General features: G+C 49.8%; 16 protein-coding genes. 10 read left to right on the forward strand and 6 right to left on the reverse strand.

The features are described from left to right. The first annotated feature begins 17 nt into the window (after window positions 1–17). Window positions 18–899 carry a M48 family metallopeptidase gene (locus GEV47_RS14320; RefSeq protein WP_407646248.1) on the forward strand — a complete coding sequence of 294 codons (882 nt, stop codon included), beginning with the start codon at window positions 18–20 and terminating at the stop codon, window positions 897–899. Between the two features lie 150 nt (window positions 900–1,049). On the opposite strand, the gene GEV47_RS14325 is transcribed toward GEV47_RS14320, so the two are convergent. Further along, window positions 1,050–1,514, reverse strand: a complete 465-nt coding sequence (locus GEV47_RS14325; RefSeq protein WP_153235425.1) for a MarR family winged helix-turn-helix transcriptional regulator — start codon at window positions 1,512–1,514, stop codon at window positions 1,050–1,052. A 38-nt stretch (window positions 1,515–1,552) separates the two neighbouring features. Here GEV47_RS14325 and GEV47_RS14330 point away from each other — a divergent pair, with 38 nt between their 5' ends. Together GEV47_RS14330 and GEV47_RS14335 are read left to right on the forward strand one after the other, a co-directional pair. Further along, on the forward strand, window positions 1,553–2,296 hold the full coding sequence (locus GEV47_RS14330) for a siderophore-interacting protein (RefSeq protein ID WP_153235426.1): 744 nt from the start codon (window positions 1,553–1,555) through the stop codon (window positions 2,294–2,296). A gap of 118 nt (window positions 2,297–2,414) precedes the next feature. After that, on the forward strand, window positions 2,415–3,074 hold the full coding sequence (locus GEV47_RS14335) for a class I SAM-dependent methyltransferase (protein WP_153235427.1): 660 nt from the start codon (window positions 2,415–2,417) through the stop codon (window positions 3,072–3,074). A 91-nt stretch (window positions 3,075–3,165) separates the two neighbouring features. Here GEV47_RS14335 and GEV47_RS14340 read toward each other — a convergent pair whose 3' ends face one another. Next, window positions 3,166–4,212 (reverse strand): oxidoreductase, encoded by a 1,047-nt coding sequence (locus GEV47_RS14340; RefSeq protein ID WP_153235428.1) that lies wholly within the window; start codon window positions 4,210–4,212, stop codon window positions 3,166–3,168. 267 nt (window positions 4,213–4,479) lie between these two features. Between GEV47_RS14340 and GEV47_RS14345 the strand changes: the two genes are divergently transcribed. Together GEV47_RS14345 and eco are read left to right on the forward strand one after the other, a co-directional pair. After that, window positions 4,480–4,899, forward strand: coding sequence for a VOC family protein (locus GEV47_RS14345; RefSeq protein ID WP_153235429.1), 420 nt, complete (start codon window positions 4,480–4,482; stop codon window positions 4,897–4,899). Window positions 4,900–5,049: 150 nt separating this feature from the next. Further along, window positions 5,050–5,571: a serine protease inhibitor ecotin gene (eco, locus tag GEV47_RS14350; RefSeq protein WP_153235430.1), complete on the forward strand. Its 522-nt coding sequence runs from the start codon at window positions 5,050–5,052 to the stop codon at window positions 5,569–5,571. A 64-nt stretch (window positions 5,572–5,635) separates the two neighbouring features. Here eco and rsmA read toward each other — a convergent pair whose 3' ends face one another. The 4 genes from rsmA to GEV47_RS14370 all read right to left on the reverse strand — a co-directional run bounded on the left by rsmA (window position 5,636) and on the right by GEV47_RS14370 (window position 11,537). Further along, window positions 5,636–6,406 carry a 16S rRNA (adenine(1518)-N(6)/adenine(1519)-N(6))-dimethyltransferase RsmA gene (rsmA, locus tag GEV47_RS14355; protein WP_153235431.1) on the reverse strand — a complete coding sequence of 257 codons (771 nt, stop codon included), beginning with the start codon at window positions 6,404–6,406 and terminating at the stop codon, window positions 5,636–5,638. 2 nt (window positions 6,407–6,408) lie between these two features. Continuing rightward, complete coding sequence (gene pdxA, locus GEV47_RS14360) at window positions 6,409–7,458, reverse strand: 4-hydroxythreonine-4-phosphate dehydrogenase PdxA (RefSeq protein ID WP_153235432.1); 1,050 nt, start codon at window positions 7,456–7,458, stop codon at window positions 6,409–6,411. 135 nt (window positions 7,459–7,593) lie between these two features. Then, a complete protein-coding gene (locus GEV47_RS14365; protein ID WP_153235433.1) occupies window positions 7,594–9,066 on the reverse strand; it encodes a peptidylprolyl isomerase in 1,473 nt (490 codons plus the stop codon). A gap of 71 nt (window positions 9,067–9,137) precedes the next feature. Continuing rightward, entirely contained in the window at window positions 9,138–11,537 is a 2,400-nt protein-coding gene (locus tag GEV47_RS14370; protein WP_322741651.1) for an LPS-assembly protein LptD, read from the reverse strand. Window position 11,538: 1 nt separating this feature from the next. Here GEV47_RS14370 and GEV47_RS19590 point away from each other — a divergent pair, with 1 nt between their 5' ends. The 5 genes from GEV47_RS19590 to GEV47_RS14390 all read left to right on the forward strand — a co-directional run bounded on the left by GEV47_RS19590 (window position 11,539) and on the right by GEV47_RS14390 (window position 16,471). After that, complete coding sequence (locus tag GEV47_RS19590) at window positions 11,539–11,850, forward strand: hypothetical protein (RefSeq protein ID WP_228124710.1); 312 nt, start codon at window positions 11,539–11,541, stop codon at window positions 11,848–11,850. 110 nt (window positions 11,851–11,960) lie between these two features. Then, window positions 11,961–13,028, forward strand: a complete 1,068-nt coding sequence (locus GEV47_RS14375; RefSeq protein ID WP_153235435.1) for an aminoglycoside phosphotransferase family protein — start codon at window positions 11,961–11,963, stop codon at window positions 13,026–13,028. A 136-nt stretch (window positions 13,029–13,164) separates the two neighbouring features. Then, window positions 13,165–13,875 carry an N-acetylmuramate alpha-1-phosphate uridylyltransferase MurU gene (gene murU / locus GEV47_RS14380; RefSeq protein ID WP_153235436.1) on the forward strand — a complete coding sequence of 237 codons (711 nt, stop codon included), beginning with the start codon at window positions 13,165–13,167 and terminating at the stop codon, window positions 13,873–13,875. A 62-nt stretch (window positions 13,876–13,937) separates the two neighbouring features. After that, on the forward strand, window positions 13,938–15,284 hold the full coding sequence (gene pepP / locus GEV47_RS14385; RefSeq protein WP_153235437.1) for a Xaa-Pro aminopeptidase: 1,347 nt from the start codon (window positions 13,938–13,940) through the stop codon (window positions 15,282–15,284). 8 nt (window positions 15,285–15,292) lie between these two features. Then, the gene (locus GEV47_RS14390; RefSeq protein WP_153235438.1) at window positions 15,293–16,471 is read left to right on the forward strand and encodes an FAD-dependent monooxygenase; all 1,179 of its coding nucleotides are present in this window, start codon (window positions 15,293–15,295) and stop codon (window positions 16,469–16,471) included. The last annotated feature ends 29 nt before the right edge of the window (window positions 16,472–16,500 follow it).

Below are 16,500 nucleotides of genomic sequence, written 5' to 3' on the forward strand. Positions count from 1 at the left end.
ATTTCTCGACTATGCCTTTGAAACTATTGCAAAGAAGATCGCCTAAATCGACGCCGCATTCCGGACAGTTAGACCTGTTCGACCTCCCTGCGTCGGATGACGCATTGCAAATAGTACAAACACCATCATTACAACCGTTGCACCAGATGCCGACGCCATCGACGCCATTAGCTGCTGGCAAGCGGCGCCTGCAAATTGGCACCGAGACCCTCGATTACACTTTCAATCGTTCCAAACGACGGTCTATTGGCTTTCAAATTAGTGACGATGGATTGCGTGTGACAGCCCCGAAATGGGTGACGCTGGTCGAAGTGGAAAACGCGATTCATGAAAAGCAGCGTTGGATTTTTAACAAGTTAAACGATTTTCGCCAGCGCTCCACGCGTCGTCTGCAACCGCAGATGCATTGGCGCGATGGCGGCACCTTGCCTTATCTGGGCAACCAAATCACTTTACGCATTCATGCGGCACAAGTAGCTGGCATACAGTTCGACGCGGCAGCGAGCACCTTAACCGTGTGTCTGCCAGCAACCGCGAGCGAACAACAACTGAAAGATCGTGTGCTGGGCTGGTTGCAGCTGGAGGCGAAGCGCTTGTTCGGCGAACGTTTGCCGTTATATGCCGAAAAGCTTGGTGTCAGTTTTAAATCGTTTGCCTTGTCCTCGGCGACTACTCAATGGGGATCATGCACGGCCGACGGCAGGATACGATTGAATTGGCGGCTGATGCATTTCTCTTTGCCATTGATTGACTATGTGATCGCCCACGAACTTTCACATCTGCGTGAAATGAATCACAGTCCGCGCTTCTGGGCGACGGTGCAATCTATTTTTCCTGAGTTTGAAACAGCAAGAAAAACCTTACGCAATAGCGCGCAAGAAATTTTGCCGATTTTTTAATAATATTCTTTTGGCAAATTCACTGCACCTATCTTTTAATCGTCATTCGCGCGAACGCGGGAATCCATGTTGAAATCGTAACTTGGATCCCAGCCTTCGCGAGGATGACGGACTCCTTATTTTTTAGCCTTGAACGCTGCCCCTTATCGCTCAGGCGTCGAGATTACTTTTCAAACGCTGCAAAAGTGTCATCAGTTCGCGCTGCTCATCAGCCTTCATGTCTTGCACCGCTTTTGCGTTGAGCCGCTTGGCTTGCTGCTGCAACGTGCGCTGTGTCAACAAGCCGGTCTCTGAAAGTGACAATCTGGTATTACGTCGATCAGTTTCATCAGCCTCGCCGGTGAGCAGTCCGCGGTCACGCAAACCCTTGATCAATCGTGCCAATTGCGCCTTGTCGCGCCCCGAATGACGCGACAAGTCACTTTGCGTCGCCCCGGGATGATGACCGAAATAGCTCAGGACTTTATATTCCATCTGTGTAATGTCGTGGGCGCCATCGCGCAACACCTGAAACTGCTGCGAACGGTATTGATGCATGATGGTGTGAATTAAATCCAACACCCCATCTTCCGATTTTTTTTCAGAATGGTTGACTTTGTCATTTGATTTGCGCATTATAGGAGACATTATCAATCAATTTAAAGAGTAGACTCATGATTATAGACCGTACCGTCGGACGCGTACAACGCGTGCGCCATGAACTAAAATTCCGCGACTTGCAGGTAGTGCGAGTCGCATCCGTCAGCCCACATTTCCGCAGTGTAACTTTCTCTGGGGCAGCGTTGAATGATTTCATCAGCGCGTCATTCGACGATCACATCAAGCTCATCCTGAATCCGGACACCGATGCCATGGTGCGGCGCGACTATACGCCGCGAAGCTACGACGCTGCTACCGGCGAACTCACACTGGAATTCGCCATCCATGACAACAATGGTCCTGCTGCCAGCTGGGCTGCCCAAGCGACCGTAGGACAACGCGCAACCATCGCTGGGCCACGCGGCTCGTTCGTGATTCCATTGGATTATGATTGGCATTTGCTCACTGGCGACGAGACCGCACTGCCCGCGATCGTGCGACGATTAGAAGAGCTCCCTGCCAGCGCACACGCCATCGTGGTGCTAATGGTGCCGGATGTCAGTGACCGCCGCACCCTACACAGTGCAGCATCACTCGATATACACTGGGTCAATGACGCGGAACAGTGGATAGCAGCAGTCCGGGCACTGACTCTGCCAACTGGCGATGGTTATACATGGTGCGCGGGCGAAGCGAACACTGTTGCGACGCTGCGTCGCGTTCTGGTGGAAGAAAAAGGCGTTGCCCGTCACGCAATTCGTGCAGCTGCGTACTGGAAGCGTGGCGCGATTGCGCATCATGAGAATCTGGAAGATTAAGCTTCGAAGAGGCTTGATTGTCATGCCGAAAATACAGTAGTGCTGGTGTTTAACCAAGCCAGGGCGTACGGCAATAATGCGCATCGCCCGACTTATTATTAATCAGGAGAATAACAAGATGTCTAACCGCACAATCAATCTCGACGACACACTCTACCAATACCTATTAGATCATTCGATCCGTGAACATCCGGCACAAACTGCATTGCGCGATATCACCCGTAATCATCCGCGTGCAGGCATGCAGATTTCGCCCGAGCAAGGGCAATTCATGACACTGCTGATCAAGCTCATGGCTGCGCGACGCACCATTGAAATCGGCGTGTTTACCGGCTATAGCGCGCTAACAGTTGCACTTGCGCTACCCGATGATGGCAAGTTGTTAGCCTGCGACATCAGCGACGAATATACCCAGATTGGACTCCCATTTTGGCAGCAAGCACAGGTCAAACATAAAATTGATCTACAAATACGGCCCGCACTAGAAACACTCGATGTCCGTCTGGCCGCAGGTGAGGCTGGCCAATACGACTTCGCGTTCATCGATGCCGACAAGACCGGCTACGACGACTATTACGAGCGTTGCCTGCAATTACTGCGTACCGGCGGACTGATTGCTATCGACAATACTTTATGGGATGGCTTGGTGGCGACTCGCGATACAAGCGCCGATACAGTCGCCTTGCAAAAATTGAATAGTAAGCTGCATCACGATGAACGCATCGACCTGTCGCTGTTACCTATAGGTGATGGACTGACCCTCGCCCGCAAACGCTAAAATAGTTTGTAAAAAACATCGCACGCATATGACTGGAGGCGCAATAAATTGCGCCTCCAGTCACATCAAGCAATATATTCAAACCCAGCGGTTACGAAAGCCGCGTGAACGGTATCCGTCGTCCCTCCGCATCGCTTTGAATTGCAAGATCAATAATCGTCATCACATCAACCGCATCCTGTGCCGTGACAGGAAACGGTTGGCCGTCGAGAATAGACATCGCAAGCAAGCGATAATAATCCGCATATGCGCCATCGCGCGTCGCGCATTCCATATTCACATCGTGATCGCCATCCATCAAACTCAACAATCCGGGTGGATTTTTACCGAAGCCATCATTACCTGGGCGCAAACCGGCTTTCAACTGATCTTCCTGCGCATCCAAACCGGTTTTGACATAGCTGCCGCGCGTACCATGGACGGCAAATCGCGGCGCGGCCAAGGCGGCAAGTGCACTCGCATGGAGGATCACTTCTTTATCGTCATAACCGAGCTGCAGGTGAACATAATCAGGTGCTTGCGCCTGATCGCGATGTTGCTTGAGTGTCGCTGATACTGTCAGTGGCACACCAAACAGTGCGAGCGCCTGATCAATCAAATGCGGCCCGATATCAAACAGCAGGCCACCGCCACGTGCCGCTTCTTCGCGCCAGCGCTGCGGCACTTTCGGTCGAAAACGATCAAAATGCGATTCATAGTGCGTCACGCGTCCGAGCTGCCCACTGTCCATTAAAGCGCGCAGGGTCATGAAATCCCCGTCCCAACGTCGATTATGAAAAGGCGCAAACAGCAAGCCATGTTTTATCGCAATATCTGCCAGCGTTTTTGCATCGCTGGCGGAAAGCGTTACTGGCTTATCGACAACAACATTCTTTCCAGCCGTCAGCGCCCGGTATGCGAGGTCGAAATGCGTGTCGTTCGGCGTCGCAATAACAATGCAATCTATGTCTTTCAACGCAAGGAGAGCATCGAAATCGGCAACAACCTTCGCATGAGGGTAGTCGGCTTGCGCCCGTTCGGTTTGTGTCGTGGCAATAGCGGCAACGGTCGCATGGCCGCAATTTTCAATCACCGGAGCGTGAAACGTAGCACCTGCGAATCCGTAACCCATCAGCCCTACTCTCAATACTAAATCCATAGCAAAATCCGGTTGTTTTCGTGTCTTCATAGTGTGACATAACGAGGTGGGAATCGGGGTAATTTTGGATGCGCAATAACGTCAACTATCACACTAACTTTGACGACTTGTTTTACTATTCGCATTTGATACTGCATCAGATACACCCTGATCAACCTGGCATATCACTATGGTTGCTTGCCCGAGGCTGTTAAACTCTATCGTCCAGTTACCATCTGAAACAGGTAGCCGTTACGCAATAATTTAGAACTGTTTAAGGAATTCACAATGAAATATTTACACACCATGGTCCGCGTCGCCGATCTCGATGCTTCCCTACGCTTTTACCGCGATGCGTTGGGATTGGAAGTGGTAAAACAGAACGAATATCCGCAAGGTCGTTTCACTCTGATCTACCTGGCGGCACCGGGAGATCAAGAAGCACAACTGGAGCTGACCTACAATTGGGACGCTGAGTCCTATACCGGCGGACGTAATTTCGGTCACGTGGCCTATGAGGTTGACGATATCTATGCGGTTTGCCAACGCTTGCAAGAGCATGGTGTCACCATCAACCGCCCGCCACGCGATGGTTACATGGCCTTTGTCCGATCACCGGACAATATCTCTATCGAACTATTGCAAGCTGGAGAGCCGCTGGCACCTGCGGAGCCTTGGTCTACGATGAGCAATACCGGCGTCTGGTAATGACATAAAAAGATGCAATAGCGGCACCAGTCTATTAATTGTTTTACCAGCCTATCTGCGCAGTTTCAACATTGATTGATTAGTGCTGGCTACTGATGTAACGCTGCCTATACAGCCAGATTTTATGATTAACTTTGCGGAAATCTCATCATGAAAAAACACTTTTCCATCATCCTCGCTCTCACACTCTCAGGCGTCATATCGGCGTGTAGCGCGACACCTGCATCTAATAATCCCAACAATGCTACAAGCAATGACAGCACCAAATCATTAGAGCAAGTCGCTCCTTACCCCAAGGCTGAATCCGGTCAAAAAAGAATGGCGATTTTTGTTGATCCGAAAGAGGATGAATCCAAATTCAAAGTCGAATTATTGGTAGGAAAAACGATGGAAACCGACTGCAATCGTCAGTTTTTTTCTGGTGCAATGACTGAGCAAACGCTGGATGGCTGGGGCTATAACTACCATGTGCTGAAAAGCGTTACTGGTCCGGCATCGACAATGATGGCCTGTGGCGGAAAACCGAAAAAAAATACCTTCGTTCCAGTTAATGGCGAAGGATATATGCTGCGCTACAACAGCAAACTGCCTATCGTGGTCTATATTCCACAGGGGTTTGAACTGAAATATCGTATATGGTCTGCCGGTGATGGCATTCCTGTGCAAGAGTAAGAAGAAGTCCGCGCAAAAAATGACTCGGCTCCCCATATACGGGAGCCGTTTTATTACACCAATATCATTTCAAACGATTCGCTAATTCCACAAATAATTCCATCGACACTGTTTCTGGTCGTGCCTGTGGATCAACACCGGCATCGATCAGTTCGTTTTCCGTGAACATTCCAGACAGGCAATTACGAATCACTTTGCGACGCTGGGTAAATGCTTTCAACACGACGTCTTCTAATTTTTTCTGATCACATGCCAGTGGCTGCGCAATCGGAATCATCCGTACGATCGCCGATTCGACTCGTGGCGGTGGATCAAATGCGGTTGGCGGAACGATGAACATCAACTGCATGTTGTAACGCCATTGCAGCATGACGGACAAGCGACCAAAAGCTTTGCTGCCCGGTGCGGCGACCATGCGTTCTACGACTTCTTTTTGCAGCATGAAATGCTGATCTTGCACCAACGGCGCAATCTCGGCTAAATGAAATAACAATGGGCTGGAAATGTTGTAAGGCAGATTACCCACCACACGTAGCTTGCCAGAACCGATCAGTGGAATACTGCCAAAATCAAATTTCAGCGCATCGGCAGAATGAATATGCAGACGTGACGGATCAAATGTCTTTTGCAGACGGGCGACCAGATCCCTATCCAATTCAACCACGTGCAATTGTTTTAACTCATCAAGCAACAAGCGCGTCATTGCTGCTAAACCGGGGCCGATTTCGACCATGTTGTCATCCGGCTGCGGATCTATCGCGCTGATAATCTCGGATAGGACGTTATTGTCGGTAAGGAAATTTTGGCCGAAGCGTTTACGAGGAATATGTTTCATTTTTAGGTTTTAAGCGCAGCGGTAGCGCGTACCATTTGTGCTGCAGTATTGAGGGCAGCCATCATGCTGCCATGATCAGCACGTCCCAAGCCTGCGGCGGCGAGGTCAAGTGCAGTACCGTGGTCAACTGAAGTGCGAATAATCGGCAAGCCGAGTGTGATATTGATGCCATGGCCAAAGCTGGCGTATTTCAAGACCGGCAGACCCTGGTCGTGATACATCGCCAACACGCAATCGGCATCGTTCAAATATTTTTGCTGAAACAAAGTATCCGCGGGATAAGGACCACTGACAGCCATGCCTTTAGCTTGTGCCGCTTGCAATACCGGCGTGATGATCTCGATTTCTTCTCGTCCGAGATAACCGCCCTCACCTGCATGCGGATTCAAGCCAGTGACCAGAATACGTGGCTGCGCGATGCCAAATTTTTGTTGTAAATCTTGCTGCAAGATATCCAGCGTCCGCATCAGACTATCGCTGCCGATCGCGGCGGCAACATCTTTCAATGCTAAATGTGTAGTCGCCAATGCAACGCGCAATGGCGGCGTAGTACGATCGGTTGCCAGCATCATTACCACTTGCGCGGTGTTAGTTTTTTCAGCGAGATATTCGGTATGGCCAGTAAATGGTACGCCGGCATCGTTGATAGTACTTTTTTGTAACGGCGCAGTGACAATACCATCAAAGACTTTCCGAAGCGCGCCGGAAATAGCAATATCCAATGTATGTAACACCGCACGACCATTACGTGGATCGAGAATGCCGGGCCGTACATGAGCGCTCAATGGACTATCAATGACGGCAATTTTATCAGCACCGAAATTCGGTAAACCGTTGTTATTAAAAGCTTGTTCCGATAATGCCACCAGCTTAATCGCTGGATCAATTTCAGCAGCCAACATCGCCAGGAAAGCGGCATCACCTATCAATACGCTGTTTATTTCTGCACGTAATTGCCAGGCTGCTTTGATGGAAATTTCTGGACCTATGCCAGCTGGTTCACCGCAGGTGATGGCGAGGATGGGACGATGTGTTGCAGGAAGTGAGGACATTTAGGCTAGACGATCTCTAAAAAAAACCGTCATCCTCGTGAAAGCGAAGGATCCAAGTTTGGTTAATTATCCACAAACATGGATTCCCGCTTGCGCGGGAATGACGGTTCGTAGTGATGTTATTAAAAACCTCAATCAATTATCTTCACGATATTCAACATAGGCTTCATCACGAAGTTTGCGCAACCATTCATTGGTTGCTTCTTCAGTTTTACGCTCACGAATAGCCTGACGCGCGGCTAAACGTTTGCGATCTACTGATGCAGTATCGGATTTACGTTCTAATACTTTAATCAAGTGAAAGCCGAACGGTGATTCAATAGGTTCGCTGACTTCACCTGGTTTCAAGGCATCCATTGCGCGCTGGAATTCAGGCACCGTGTCGCCTGGGAACAACCAGCCCAGATCCCCACCTTTGGCAGCAGACAAATCGTTCGAGTATTGCTTGGCCAATACTTCAAAATTCTCGCCATGATCGATACGCTCTTTTAATTTCAGCAACGTATTTTTGGCTTGCTCTGCCGTTACCGTTGGCGTCACTTTGATCAAGATATGCTCTGCATGGGTTTGTTCAGTCGGTGCAGCAGTATCGTCTTTTGCGGCAGGGGCCACGCGTTTTGAGTTTAATTTGACGATATGAAAACCATTAGGGCTTTTCAAGATCGGCGTTACTTCACCCGGCGACAATTTGGCTAATGCATCGCCAAATAATTGTGGGATGGCACTGGCTGGACGCCAACCGAGTTCACCGCCTGACAATGCATCTGGAGCGTCAGAATAAGCCGCTGCGACTTTATCAAAACTTTCGCCCGCCTTCAATTTTTGCAGCACTTCTTCAGCACGTTTTTGGCTAACCGCAATTTGTACTGGTGATGGGTTTTCCGGTACGCGTATCAAAATTTGTGCCAAATTGAGCTCTTGTGTTGGACCTTGATCCTGCTTATTTTTGGCCTCAGCCTGCATGTAATTATCGACTTCAGATTCGCTGATTTGTATCTTGTTGTCTACTTCACGCTCGCGTAAGCGCTGTAATAAAATTTCACGACGAATCTCCTCTCGGAAATCCGGGTAATTGATATTGTCATGCGCCAGTTGCGCACGGAAGGCATCCATACTCAATTTATTGTTTTCGGCAATCCGGGCAATCGCCGTATCCAGCATGCGATCATCCACCGAGATACCTTGATCTTTCGCGGATTGAATTTGCGCTTTTTCCAGAATTAAACGCTCTAGCATTTGCTTGCGCAATTCCGCCTCTGGCGGCACTTCTATACCCTGAGTTTTCATGCGTTGTACGATGTCACGTGTACGCGCAGCCAATTCTTGACGCGTAATGACATCACTATTGACCACCGCTGCGATGGCATCAACAGTTTGTATATTTGCAGATTTGAGCGTAGTGGATGGTGCTACCGCTGGCGTAGTAGTCAATGCTGCCGGGGCTGCTGGCGCCACAGGAGTTGCTGGTTTCGCGCTCTGACTGTTCCCAGCGGTGTTCGCTGATGATTGCGCCCAACTATTAGCTGTGACACTACATAACATAGCGATGGCAATCGCGGCAGAAGCGAATTGAGGCTTGCGAGGCTGGTAAGGCTTATTGCTTGGCATAGTTAATTTACGCATAGTGGACAAAGTGAGAAAAAATTCATTTTAAAAACAATTTAATATTGTGATTCTGCTTAGTTATTACCGTTATTAAACATCGTATCCGGGCTATTCACGTTTTGATAACCTGGAATACTGCTGCGCAGGGCTTGCATCGGATTTGGCCCTAATTTTGACAGACCATTCAACTCAAGCTGGAAAAAGATTGCTGAAGTTGCTTGCAAAGTGGAGGTCGGGATCCGCTGTGCCACTATACGGAACACCCAGCAATCGGCTTTGTATTCTAGCCCAATCAAGCCTTCAGCAATTTGCCTGTTTATCAAGTCATAGTTAATCCGTCCGACGCCATACCAGCGCTTGTAAATCGGCCATTGTGCCGATAAATCGACTTGCTTCAGTATTTCATTATTGTTAAGCGCCAAAGCATTAGCGGTGCGATCCAGACGATAAGCCAGATTAATCACCTCTTTAGGTGCTGGCTGCCAGCGCATGCTGTAATTGGCACGCTGTACCTGATTATCACTCTGGCTATACTGAATATTGCTATCCAGCCCCAGCGTCGGCGTGATTTGCCCACCGGCCGCCAATAATAAATCGGAACGGCTAATAGGAGTAGTGGCAGTATCAGGGGTAGTAGTCGGTGGATTTAATGACACCAAAGGTTGCGAGAAGTAAAACCGTTGCCCGATCGCTAAACGTAAACGCTCAATCCCATTCGCTTGAATAAAACGAGAAGTAATGGCACTAGTTAACTGATTGGCGTCGCTGATGCGGTCGTGACCGGAAAAACTATTTTCAGTAAATATCTGCGCGAAATTAAAATCTGCCAGCCCGCTATCAAATACCGGGTAATTGCTTTGATCATGATACGGAGTGCGCACATAAAACATGCGCGGCTCCAGTGTTTGTGTGACAGCGTTACCAAATAAAGTTGCGTCACGCTCAAAAATCAAGCCGCCATCCAACGAAAAAGTTGGCAGTACACGACTAAAACTCTGCGCTGTGCCTGGAATAGCCGTTACCCCTGTCACCGGTTGTGTGATCGGCACAAAATTAGTGAGGTTATAACTCGTGGCATCCACTTGCAGCTTGGGTGTCAAGAAATAATCCGGAGCAATAATCGGGTACGACACTTGCGGATTGATATATACCCGCTCGCCACCTCCCGGATTCGTCAATGTTGCCGCTTTGCCGTCGTACTCACTATTTCTAAACTTAGTGTATTGCCCGTTCAGGTTGAAATCAAAACCGTCGACATCTTGCCAGCCTTTGTTATAAGTAATTTGCGGCAACCTGTCATAAGGACGGGAGATCAATGCCTGACCTGCGTCATAATCCTGCAAAACCTGATAGCGCGATGCCAGCGCGGTGACGCTGCCATAAGTGCCACCATAAGTCAGGTCTAACTCACGATTCAATAAGCGCTGCGAACTTTGTGTAATGGAACGCGAAAAATCATCAGGATAACTAATGTCAGATGCGTAATTAACATTCCAGGCCAAACCAAAGCCTGAGCCCAATTTCATCGCCTGTACCGATTGGAAAGAGTAACGATCGGACTTGGGTAATTGGTTATCCGGGATAGCAGGATTCAGTGCTTTAAGATCCGCAGCTTCTTGCGCTGCCAATCGGTCATCCGGCAAAAATTCGATACGTGTCAGACCGCTGTAATCGGTTCCCATATAACGTGCTTCTGCACTTAATTGCAAACCACGTTGTGTAATCAGATTAGGGGTAATGGTCAAATCGCGATTGGGTGCGATATTGAAGTAATAAGGAATCGCAATTTCAAGTCCGCCCTTATTAGTAGAGCCATAAGTTGGCGGCAACACGCCAGACTCACGTTCGCCCGAAAGCGGGAAAGACATGACGGGCGCGCCTAAAATAGGTACGCCTTTAAAATAGACGATACCGCTGTTGGCAACGCCTTCATTCAAACCTGTATCTATATCAAAAGTCTTCGCTTTAAGATACCAATCCGGTTTAGTGCCGGGGCAAGTAGTGTAGGTCCCGACAATGACTTTGGCTTGATCGCTATCTTCAAAATCGACTCGCTCGGCATCGCCGTGGCCATCACCAACGGCCAGCTTATACGTCGCATTGTTCAGGAACCCCTTATTGGTATCCATGTTTAATTTGAGGTCATCACCGGTGTACACATCACCGTAGCGATTCATCTTGACGCAACCATGCGCTTCGACTTCGTTATCAATGATCTGATAGGTAGCGGTATTTGATGTCACATTAGTCTGGCCGCGGGTTATATCCACATCGTTATCCAGATGGAGGATGCGATCCGGGCGGCCAGTCATTTGCTCCGCCTGTACCGTGGTAGGCAAAGTGCTCTCGTCCACACGGGGCGACTTGATGGCCGGGGTTCCCGATGGAGCGACAGGCAAGACAGGTAAAGATGGATCCTGCGCTAACTGCGCCAGAGCCACCGATGGCATACCAAAAGGAATGGCGGTTGACACAATGACTGATATCAACCAGGCCAAACGACGTATGCGCGGCAATTGTATAGACGGTATTGACGACGGTGATCGCTGCGAAGATGGCGATAATGGCAATGGTGACGATAGCGCTATAGGGGACCGGGTCATGTATGAATTATGCTATTACCTTCATCTCATTTTTAAATCAAAGGCACATTCACGATGTGTAAATACCAAGCGACCATTTGATTTAGAAATGAGATCAGGCGATTTTTTGAAATTAATCCCTTATTATATGGGATTACAGCAGGGATTAATGGATTCACGCACCCTGTTACCTATTTACACTTAATTAAGTATGCTCAAAATCTGTTTAAACCAGCCATCCCGACGCAAGTAGTACTATTTGGATAACAAGGTATAAACATTTTTTTACATACTTACCGTACCACTGGAACTTTCATGTCTGTACTTCAGCCTTCATCGTCGCCCTCTTCAAACAATATTTCCAGCACCAGCATAGCAGATCTGAGATTGCAAGAAATACAACAATGGCTGCTCTCGCTAGATACTATTCCGACCCTGCTACCAACGATACGTCCAGCCTCTGCCGACGCTAGTTTTCGTCGTTATTTCAGGATAGATGTGGCTAGCGGCGGCACTTTGATCATCATGGACGCCCCGCAACCGCAGGAAGATGTGCGTCCATTTATCTTTGTTGCCGATTTGTTTGGTAAAGCGGGCATGTCAGTGCCACAAATTCTGGCGCAGGATGTCGAGCGGGGATTTTTATTGTTGACCGACCTCGGCCCGACCACTTACCTGGAAAAACTCCGCAACGATACTGCGGATCACATGTACCTGCAAGCGATCGATACTCTGGTCAAGATGCAAACGCATAGCAAACCAGACGTACTACCGGAATATGACCGTGCATTTTTATTGCGCGAACTGCACATCTTCCCTGAGTGGTATCTCGGCAAACATCTGAATGCGGTTTTGACACCAGCACAATCGACCAGCCTGCAGCAGGTATTCGATGCACTGCTGGCCAACAATATGGCGCAACCGCAAGTCTATGTGCACCGCGATTACCATTCGCGCAACCTGATGGTGCTGCCCGACGGTAGTCCGGGCGTATTGGATTTCCAAGGTGCCTTGTACGGGCCGATTACCTACGATCTGGCATCGTTGTTGCGCGATGTGTATATCCGCTGGGAAGAAGAACAAGTACTCGATTGGGTGATTCGCTATTGGGAACGCGCCAAACGTGCCGGCTTACCTGTTGCCCCCGATATCGACACCTTCTATCGTGACTTTGAATATATGGGTCTGCAACGCCATCTGAAAATACTTGGTCTGTTTGCGCGCCTGCATCATCGCGATGGCAAAGCTGCCTATCTCAATGATATCCCGCAAGTATTGGAATACGTACGCAAAACATCTTTACGTTATCGCGAACTGATTCCATTGGTACGCTTGCTGGATACTTTAGAAGCGAAACCACAGCAAGTGGGGTATACATTTTGAATACCTACTGTCTAAGCGCCTCTAAAAACCGTAGCGAACAACTCAATGTCGCATTGAGGAGCGGGGTCGTACGAAAGTACGGCCAGCATCGCAAATTCGAGATTGAGTTGTGCAGTAGGTTTATAGAGGTGATTTTTTGAAGGCAATGATTTTTGCTGCCGGCCGCGGTGAGCGCATGCGGCCACTAACCGACACGACGCCTAAACCATTATTAAAAGTGCGCGGCCGCCCGCTGATCGTTTGGCACATCCTCAATCTGGTACGCGCTGGCATCACCGATATCATCATCAACCATGCGCATCTCGGTGAGTTAATCGAATCGACCTTGGGTGATGGCAGCCAGTTCGGCGCCAAGATCAGTTACTCCGCCGAAGGCACGGCGCTGGAAACCGCGGGTGGTATCGCCCAAGCCCGGCACTTACTTGGCGAAGCACCCTTTGTGGCCATTGCGGGCGATGTGTACTGCCCGCATTTTGATTTTTCCCAGGTCAAAACCGCTCTGGACGATAACGACGTCTGGGGCAATCCTCTGCCATTAGATGTGCGTGACGTAGCGTGGTTATATCTGGTCAAAAATCCAACGCATCATCCGCAAGGTGATTTTGCTTTGCGTAATTTTTCCATCACCAATGATGGCGAAAAGGACGAGCCGCGCTTCACCTATTCCGGCATCGGCGTCTATCGTCCTGAAATGTTCGACAGCATTATCCCTGGTACTTCAGCCAAGCTGGTCACCTTATTGCGCGATTATGCCAATCGAAATCAGATCGGCGGTGAGCTGTATCGCGGCGATTGGACTGACGTTGGTACGGTCGAGCGGCTGAACCAATTGAATGCGCCGTTGTAATCATAAAACGAATTAATTCATCATCACCTATTACTTATCACCCATCACCAAGGATTTTCTCTATGCATCCCTACATCGCACGCCGCACCAAACTAATCAGTCAAATACAAGCTCAAGGTGGTGGCGTGGCGATCATTCCAACCGCACCGGAAGTACGGCGCAACAGCGATGCCGAATATCCCTTCCGTCACGACAGTTATTTTTATTACTTATCTGGTTTCACGGAACCTGAAGCTGTGGTCGTACTGGTGATTGGCAAGGACGGTGCTTCGCAATCCATCCTGTTCTGTCGCGAAAAAAATCTGGAACGCGAAATCTGGGATGGTTATCGCTACGGCCCTGAAGCCGCGGCAAGTACCTTTGGTTTTGATGCGGCGTTTCCGGTCGCTGCGCTCTCTACTGAAATGCCTAAATTATTAGCTGATGCGCCAGCCATTTTTTACAGCCACGATCACCTCACCCATTACGATCAACAATTGCAAGACTGGCTGCGCAGTGTCCGTGCCATGAATCGTTCCGGCGTCACCACGCCGGCCACGATCATCGATCTGCACAGACTGCTAGACGAAATGCGTTTGTTTAAAGACGCCGATGAAATTGCATTGATGCGCCGTGCTGGCGCCATCTCTGCCGAAGCGCATAAACGTGCAATGCGCATATCCCGCCCAGGTTTGCATGAATATGCCTTGGAAGCGGAGATTCTGCATGAATTCCGCCGTCAGGGATCGCAAGCGCCCGCCTACGGCTCGATCGTCGCTGCTGGCGCGAATGCTTGCGTGCTCCATTACAGCGCCAACAATGCCGAAATAAAAGACGGTGATTTAGTTCTGATCGACGCCGGCTGTGAGTTCGACAGCTATGCCGCCGACATCACGCGTACCTTCCCTGCGAATGGCAAGTTCACAGCACCGCAAAAAACACTCTACGAGATCGTCCTGGCATCCCAAAGTGCCGCACTGGAATTGACACGCACCGGTCAGCATTACAAAGCCGGTCACGAAGCCGCCGTCAAGGTATTGGCACAAGGCATGCTAGATACCGGATTACTCAGCAGAGATAAAGTCGGTAGTCTGGAAGACGTCATCAGCAGCGGTGCATACAAGCAGTTTTTCATGCATGGCACTGGTCACTGGCTAGGCATGGATGTACACGATGTCGGTCAATATCGTGACCTGACCGCACCTCACGCGGAAGGCACGGAAAAACCCTATCGCGTCCTGCAACCAGGCATGGTCGTCACCATTGAGCCCGGCATCTATGTGCGTCCGGCAGAAGATATACCGGAACAATATTGGAACATTGGCATACGTATTGAAGATGATGTATTAGTCACTGAAAAAGGCTTTGAAATTTTCACTAGCGACGTGCCAAGTAGCGTTGTTGACATCGAAGCCTTAATGAGAAAATGAGTAAAGAAATGACGCCCACTGCCCACGCCGGCAATGCACCAGATACGGTTGATGTTGACATCGCCATCTGTGGTGCCGGGCCAGTGGGTCTATGCATGGCCGCACTGCTGATTAAACAGGGCGTTCAAGCATCACGCGTCGCTCTGATTGACGGCAAGACAATAGAACAAGCGCGCCTGGATCCGCGCTCCATCGCCCTGTCATATGGTAGCCGCCAGATTTTGCAGGATATAGGTGCATGGCCATTAGCCGCCACCGCGATTCATCAGATTCATGTGTCGCGTCGCGGTCATTTTGGACGCACGCTGATAGAGCGCGACGCATATCAACTACCGGCACTAGGCTACGTCAGCCGTTATGGCAATCTGATCACCGCATTGACAGCTTTGCCTGCCCTTGCTGAAGTACGTCTGTTTCGCCCGCTGCAAGTCATTGCCAGCAGCGAACAAGCCGATGTCGTAGAGATTCAACTGTCCAACCAGAAAACTCTGCGGGCCCAGATCATGGTACAGGCGGAAGGCGGTATTTTTGGTGAGCAGACAGAGAAGGAACTGCAGCGCGATTACGACCAAACGGCGATCGTCGCTCACGTCCACAGCAGCGCGCCAATCGCGCATCGTGCCTTTGAACGTTTCACTGATCATGGCCCGCTGGCCTTGCTGCCACAAGATGACGGTTACGCCTTGGTATGGTGCGTGCAACCAGACACCGCAAAAAACTTGCTGGCATTAGACGACACAGCGTTCCTCCAGGCATTAAGCAACGCATTTGGCAATCGTCTTGGGCGCTTCACCCGCATTTCAGCACGCAACAGCTTCCCACTTGGTCTCAACGCCCGCGCCGCCACGTCAGCACGCACCATCGCCATCGGCAATGCCGCGCAAACATTGCATCCCGTCGCCGGGCAAGGCCTCAATTTAGGACTGCGTGATGCCGCCGTTTTAGCACGTTTATTGGCGCAAGACCTGTCGCCGGCAGCGCTAGAAAAATGCGTCATCGCCCGCAAGACTGATCGCAGCATGACCATCACACTTACTGACGTAATGGCACGCGTTTTTACCAGCAATCCGCAAAATATTTTTTCACATGCAACGCAAACGTTGCTGGGCCTATCATTGGGCTTGATAGATACGGTGCCTTCGGCTAAGAAAGTATTGGCGGAGCAGATGATGTTTGGACGGCGTTGACGTAATTTCTGCCAACTTTATTAATTGAG

This window comes from Glaciimonas soli (assembly GCF_009497155.1).
Taxonomy (GTDB): Bacteria; Pseudomonadota; Gammaproteobacteria; order Burkholderiales; family Burkholderiaceae_D; genus Glaciimonas; species Glaciimonas soli.

Excerpts from the sequence above, each read along its gene's own strand:
- GEV47_RS14325 (WP_153235425.1), bottom strand. The coding sequence starts at position 1,514 with ATGCGCAAATCAAATGACAAAGTCAACCATTCTGAAAAAAAATCGGAA.
- eco (WP_153235430.1), top strand. The coding sequence starts at position 5,050 with ATGAAAAAACACTTTTCCATCATCCTCGCTCTCACACTCTCAGGCGTC.
- GEV47_RS14340 (WP_153235428.1), bottom strand. The coding sequence starts at position 4,212 with ATGGATTTAGTATTGAGAGTAGGGCTGATGGGTTACGGATTCGCAGGT.
- GEV47_RS14335 (WP_153235427.1), top strand. The coding sequence starts at position 2,415 with ATGTCTAACCGCACAATCAATCTCGACGACACACTCTACCAATACCTA.
- GEV47_RS14365 (WP_153235433.1), bottom strand. The coding sequence starts at position 9,066 with ATGCCAAGCAATAAGCCTTACCAGCCTCGCAAGCCTCAATTCGCTTCT.
- pdxA (WP_153235432.1), bottom strand. The coding sequence starts at position 7,458 with ATGTCCTCACTTCCTGCAACACATCGTCCCATCCTCGCCATCACCTGC.
- GEV47_RS19590 (WP_228124710.1), top strand. The coding sequence starts at position 11,539 with ATGACTGATATCAACCAGGCCAAACGACGTATGCGCGGCAATTGTATA.
- pepP (WP_153235437.1), top strand. The coding sequence starts at position 13,938 with ATGCATCCCTACATCGCACGCCGCACCAAACTAATCAGTCAAATACAA.
- GEV47_RS14345 (WP_153235429.1), top strand. The coding sequence starts at position 4,480 with ATGAAATATTTACACACCATGGTCCGCGTCGCCGATCTCGATGCTTCC.
- GEV47_RS14375 (WP_153235435.1), top strand. The coding sequence starts at position 11,961 with ATGTCTGTACTTCAGCCTTCATCGTCGCCCTCTTCAAACAATATTTCC.
- rsmA (WP_153235431.1), bottom strand. The coding sequence starts at position 6,406 with ATGAAACATATTCCTCGTAAACGCTTCGGCCAAAATTTCCTTACCGAC.
- GEV47_RS14390 (WP_153235438.1), top strand. The coding sequence starts at position 15,293 with ATGACGCCCACTGCCCACGCCGGCAATGCACCAGATACGGTTGATGTT.
- GEV47_RS14330 (WP_153235426.1), top strand. The coding sequence starts at position 1,553 with ATGATTATAGACCGTACCGTCGGACGCGTACAACGCGTGCGCCATGAA.